4 protein-coding genes are annotated in these 5,824 nt (G+C 63.7%); all 4 read left to right on the top strand.

Annotation, left to right across the window (positions count from 1 at the left end; all coding sequences use genetic code 11):
- Window positions 1-112 precede the first annotated feature (112 nt).
- From AAHM38_RS25110 to AAHM38_RS25095, 4 genes are read left to right on the top strand one after another with little or no spacing between them, the layout of a single operon-like run.
- Entirely contained in the window at window positions 113-1,351 is a 1,239-nt protein-coding gene (locus tag AAHM38_RS25110) for a tyrosine-type recombinase/integrase (protein ID WP_342234402.1), read from the top strand.
- The gene (locus AAHM38_RS25105; protein WP_342234401.1) at window positions 1,332-2,864 is read left to right on the top strand and encodes a site-specific integrase; all 1,533 of its coding nucleotides are present in this window, start codon (window positions 1,332-1,334) and stop codon (window positions 2,862-2,864) included. The genes AAHM38_RS25110 and AAHM38_RS25105 overlap by 20 nt, the downstream gene beginning before the upstream one ends.
- Window positions 2,861-5,164 carry a hypothetical protein gene (locus AAHM38_RS25100; protein WP_342234400.1) on the top strand — a complete coding sequence of 768 codons (2,304 nt, stop codon included), beginning with the start codon at window positions 2,861-2,863 and terminating at the stop codon, window positions 5,162-5,164. The genes AAHM38_RS25105 and AAHM38_RS25100 overlap by 4 nt, the downstream gene beginning before the upstream one ends.
- Entirely contained in the window at window positions 5,157-5,660 is a 504-nt protein-coding gene (locus AAHM38_RS25095; protein WP_342234399.1) for a hypothetical protein, read from the top strand. Before AAHM38_RS25100 ends, AAHM38_RS25095 begins: the two co-directional genes overlap by 8 nt.
- The last annotated feature ends 164 nt before the right edge of the window (window positions 5,661-5,824 follow it).

Raw genomic sequence — 5,824 nt, 5'->3', positions numbered from 1 at the left:
CTTGAGGTAGGTTTACAGGTGTTGCGTGTTCCTGGCTCGGCTGGCTCGATTTGGCGCAACGCTTGGGGATGATCTATGGTATAGATCGCTCAACTTTCAGCCGTGCTCGTCCATGGTCCTTCAGGTGCGGCTTCCGGAAATCCCGCAGCGTCTGCACGGCGCGTTTCTGGTGGACGGTTGCGGGCTGCCGCGCTTCTGGGTCACCGTCTGGGTGCAGTTGGCTCTGGCAGATCTGGCCGAATTGACGCGTTTGGGCAAGCTGTACGCGATTGAACGGTTGTACGCGTATGCCGATGAGTTGTTGGGCGCTGGAGCGTTGGACGACGCGCTGTTCAGCCTGGACGAAGCGCGCTTGGGCACCATCCTTGAGGGCTGGTTCGTCTCGATCCGCAATCAGCCTCAGATCACGAGTTCCGATCAGGAGCGCTGGCGTGCCGGTCTGGACTTCGTCGTGGCAGTGACGACTTGGCTGGCTCAAGGAAGGCCGCATGAAAACCGGTTGGCTCGGCTCGATGCACGTTGGCAGCGCCTGAACCTGCTGTATGGCCAACTGCAGATTCAGCGTCCGCATCGCACCAACATTCTGCGTGCGTTGCCGGCAGTGGTCGTCGAAGCGATGTACGCGCTTCTGGATCCCGAGTCCGACACGAACCCCTTCAAGGGCGTGCGCACGCGCTGGCGGGTCTTTACCGCGTTCGTGTTGATGTTGCACCAGGGATTGCGCCGCGGGGAATTGCTGCTGCTAAACGCGAATGCCATCAAGTCCGGCCTGGATGCGCGGCAGCAGCGCCGACGCTACTGGATCAATGTCAGCGAACAAGGCCGCGTTGACACCGACCCCCGCTACTCGAGGCCGGGCATCAAGACCGCTGATTCGATCCGGCAGGTCCCCGTCAGCGAGCTGACCGCGAACCTGGTGCAGTGCTACGTCGACAATTACCGCGGACGGCCCGATCACCCCTATCTGCTGAACGCGCAGACCAATACCCCGCTGTCGACCGAATCCCTGACCAAGCTCTTTGCGCGTGTCTCCACGGCCCTTCCAGCCGCCGTGCTGGCGGAGTTGGAGGACCGGACCGGCAAGACAAGCATCACGCCGCATGACCTGCGCCATACCTGTGCGGTGGTGCGGCTCAATCAATTGCTGAGCCAGGGCGACTCGATGGACGAGGCGCTGCAGAAAATGCGCACCTTCTTCGGTTGGTCCCGCACCTCCGACATGCCCGCGCACTATGCGCGGGCCGTGTTCGAGGACCGCCTCGCGGCGGTCTGGAACAACGTCTTCGATGATCGCGTTGCGGTGCTGCGCGCCCTACCAACTGGACTCCACGATGCCGGTCCAACCCGTTGACCTCCAGCAATGGACCGCGAAGGACGCCAATGACTGGTTGGACCAGGTCGTGCGGCAACTGCCCGCGTTGCCATCCTTGCTCCGCTATTACGACGACTTCGATGACACGACGCGCGTGATTCGCGATCCGGCCGGTGCGTCCGTGTTTGCGGTTCATGTCAATGGGGGCATGGAGTACCTCGACTTCGACGCGTACAGCACCGGTTATGCGATGCTGCTGCGCCACCTGTTCGCGTATCTATTAACCGAAGACCTGCACGTATCGACGGTAGCTAGGTACCTCGGCGCGGCCAAGCACTTCAGCCATGCCGAGGTCATGGCCTTGCTGATGGTGGGGCCAGAAGGAAGTGTCCCTAGTTGGATGACACTGCGCGCCGCCAACAAGCCCGCCAAGGCTTATGGATTCGCTAAGGCACTGCTGCGGTTACTGTGCCACTACCGACTATGCGGCTGGGGCCCGGAGTATCGGGAGTTCATGGGCGTCGCACTGCCCTTCCCTGCGCAGGACAAATATGCCGGTGTACGCACGGGCGAGGTGTTCCTGTCAGTCGAGGAAGAAGCGATGATCGTTCGCTACCTGGACGAGACCGTGCAGGCCGTGCAAGCTGGCGCAGAAATGGGGCACGCGGACCTGTGCGACGCCGTGATGCTGCTGTGTGCCTATCAGTTCGGCATGCGGCCCATCCAGATTGCACTGCTGACCTTGCGTGACGTGCACGTCTGGCAGGACGTCAGCGATGCGTTGCCGGCTGTGCACTTGACGTTCCGCATGGTCAAGCAGCGGCGCGGAGCAGTGATCAAGCCCCTGCTCCGCCGTGTCAAGCGGGAGTGGGCGGCGCTTCCCGCGCAACTCGAGCACGCGCATCGCGCCGGGGAGTGCACCGGTGCCCAGCGCTTCTGCAGCGTGGGCTCAGCCGGAGAGGTATCGGTGCGGATTGCTGATCTGACCGAACGCTTGCTTGGTGTGCGGGTGACGGCCACGGATCTGCGCCATACGGCGGCGCAGCGGCTGGTGGACGCGGGTGCCAACCAGGAAGAGTTGGCCGCCTTCCTCGGACATGCCGACGTGGCGACGGGGCTGGTGTACTTCGACAGCTCGCCCAACCAGGCCGAGCGCGTCAACCGTGCGATGGGGCTCTCGCCGGTCTACCAACGGGTGGCCCGCATCGCGCACGCGCGCTTCATCAGCTCGGAAGAATTGAGTACGCTCAAGGGCGAACAGCAGATCGCTGGCGTGCCGCATGGGCTACCGATTGCCGGCATCGGCGGCTGCAGCAGCGGGCAGCCGGCGTGTCCGTTCAACCCGATCACATCGTGCTATGGGTGCCACCGGTTCATGCCGGTGCGCGACGCTGGCTTGCATCGCGAAGTGCTCGACGGCCTGCGTGGCGTGGTGCGCTTCTTCCATGACTCCTCGCGTAGCGAAGCGTCATCCCCCGCTTACTTGCAGCTCCAGCATGCCATTGCCGGCGTGCAGGCGATCCTCGCCGAGCTGGAGGGCGAAGCGCAATGAACGCCGGCTACCGTGCCTACGTGGACTTGGGCCGCACGCTGGCGGAGCAGCGCGGCCTGCAGTGGTTGTTGCCGCTGGAGCCAGACGGGCGTGTGAGCAAGGGGCATGGCTGGAATCTCACTACGCTTGCGGGCGATGTACCGCCGCCTACGCACTACCTGAACCACCTCGGCCGCGACGCCAAGATGCTGCAGGCGCTGGACGAGCCGGCGCTGCGGGCAGCCCCGCTCTCGGTGGGGTGGCAAGACCTGATCAAGACGGCCGCACTGGAGCAGTTGCTGGTCAAGCGCAACACCACGGGACACATCGTTGGCAACATCGTACGTCCCTTGCGGGCGCTGGCCACGTGCGTGCCGGACAAGGAGCCCTGGCAGTTGACGGTGGAGGACGGCAGTCGCGCCGTTGAGCTGGCGGGCGGCTTGCAAGCCTGCGGCAAGCTGGGGGAGATGGTGGAAAGCGTGCTGCGCAACCTGTTCGATGTGCAGCACCTCGCGGACGCCGGACCGCTGTACCGTGGTGTGCCTCGACCGCGATCCACGTCGACGCGCCGCCGTGCCGCCTTCCTGAAATCTGAGGACGAGTTGCGTGACAGCCTGGAGCAGCGCAAGCGCGCTGAGCGCCTGCCGGAGCGGCGGGCGTTCTGGGAACTGGTGCGCGTCGTGATGACCGAGCCGCCACGCAGCTACGTCGATACGCTGCGCTTCCTGTGCCTGCGCACGATGATCGTGACGGGCTTGCGCGTTGGCGAGGCCGTGCTGCTGCCGGCGGACTGGCAACGCAACCGGGTCTACTATGACCGGCAAGGCCGGTCTGCCGGAGCACAGGGCGGCTATGCGGACGCCTTGATGCTGCGTCACTTCGCGGAGAAGCAGCAGACCGACGAGAGCGACAGTCGGGTGCTGTTCGAAAAGCCTCAGTATGTGCCGGAGATGTTCCGCGAGTTGGTAACTGAGACATTGCAGCGCTGCGTGGAACTGACCGAGCCATTGCGCCGGACCTTGCGACTGCAAACCGAAACGGGACGGTTGTTGCCCTGGTACGCCGAGCATGACGTCGTGCCCGCCGAGCAGTTGTACCCGCACCTGACGGGCAATCCCTTCTGGGCTGCCGTCGATGACGAAGACCGTACCCGCTTGCAGGAGCGCTATCGGACACAGTTCGATGTTGCCGTGTTCCAGGAGATCCACGACCTGCAACGGAGTGGCCGTAGGCGGCAGTTGGATATGGCGGCTTATGTGTATCTGAACCGTCTCGGCAAAGCCATGCAGACCGACGGCTGCACCCTGTCGTTCCGGCGTCCCGACGGCAGCGTGATCCCGCCGGGCGCGCGCATGCAATGGGCGCAGACCTGCCTGCACATCGGTGAACTCGAAGCCTATCTGCGAGCCGCGGTACCGACCAAGCTCTCAGACACGCAAGCGTTGCCGCTGGCGGCGGGCACGCTTCAGAGTTGGGAGTTGTTGTTCCTGACGCCGAAACGCTCGCTGGCGGAGGAGCGCGATGACGGTCTCTGCGATGTGACGCGCGTGATGGCAGTGAACCGGCCGGATGGGGGCTTCGTGGCGAACGCGCTTGGGGAGCGCACGATCGGCGAGTCTCTGTTCGAGCGCTATGGGCAATGCGCCGAAGACAAGCAGTTGCGTCTCGAGTCGCACATGCTGCGGCACCTGCAGAACACCGAGTTGTTCCGGCTCGGCGTCGCCGACACGATCATCTCCAAGCGCTTTAACCGGCGTAGCGTGGCCCAGAGCTACGAGTATGACCATCGCAGCCTGGCCGAGCAGTTGGATCAGATTGAGTTGCCGCCGGAAGTGGAGATCGCCTTGGGCGAAAAGGCCTCCACGGTGGCCAAGATGATCCAGGCTGGCAGGGCCAGCGGCCCTGTGGTCGCCACGTTCCTGCGTATCCAGGCCGATGAGGGCGACGAGGCGGCCTTCGCTTACTTGAATACGGAAGCCGATGGCTTCCATGCCACGCCCTATGGGCACTGCCTGAACAGCTTCACGGTCGATCCGTGCCCCAAGCATCTGGAATGCTTTACAGGTTGCCGGCACCTCTCTGCCACTAACCTCCCGGAAAACCGGGCGCATCTGACTCGGCTCGAAGGCAAACTCGTTGCCGCACTCGAGCATGCCCAGGCGCGGCCTGCGACAACGCCCGGGCGTGACAACCAGATTGCGCATGCACAGGTCCGGCTGGAAGGCGTGCGTAAGCTGCTGGCCTCCGCCGACGGTGAGCGTCCGTTCCCTGATGGGCCAGACCTGTCTACACCATCTGTACTCGGAGTGCTCGATGACTGAGACCAAGACCCCGGAATCGGCGCCTGACGATCCAGACCTGCAGCGCATCCTGGAGGAGCTGCTGGCCCACGACGAGAACATTACTGCGCGAGCGGTTGCGCGGCATCACCCTACTCTCAAGGCCGCGTCTTCAATTACCCGCAGCCCAGCACGTAGCGCGTTGCTCGCGCAGTACCAGCAACGCCAAACTGAGTTCCGTCGCTGGCAACGCCGCTTGCCACATCAGGCCTCGGCCACGACCGCAGCAGCACTGGCAGACAAGGATTTACGCATCGCCGCACTGGAGAGCCAGGTGCAACTCCTGGCGGCCTCTCATCTGGCCATGATCAAGGTGGTGGGAGAACTCGGCGGCTTCAGCAAGTGGGCGGCCTTCTACGAGCATTACGCCGCAGCACGCAAGCAGCTTGAGGTACTTGGCGCGTTGCCGGTGGCCAGCGTGACGCCCCTGCCCTCGGGGCCATCCCCCTCCGATGAGACCCCACCACCTACGGCGTAGCAGCGTGCTGAGGCAGTGAGTGGGGTGTTGCGTCAGTCGACGTGCTCCAACGCAACAAAGTGATCGGAAGCAAGTGCGCAACAGAGCCTGTGGATAACTTGCCCTATAAGTAATGTAAGGCAGTGAAAGGCCCGCGCAACAAAACCCCCGACATACTAAGTTTG

Origin of the sequence: Ralstonia sp. OTU4908, from assembly GCF_038440115.1 — a bacterium.
GTDB classification, from domain to species: Bacteria; Pseudomonadota; Gammaproteobacteria; order Burkholderiales; family Burkholderiaceae; genus Ralstonia; species Ralstonia pickettii.
This window is presented reverse-complemented; position numbering and strand designations above follow the sequence as displayed.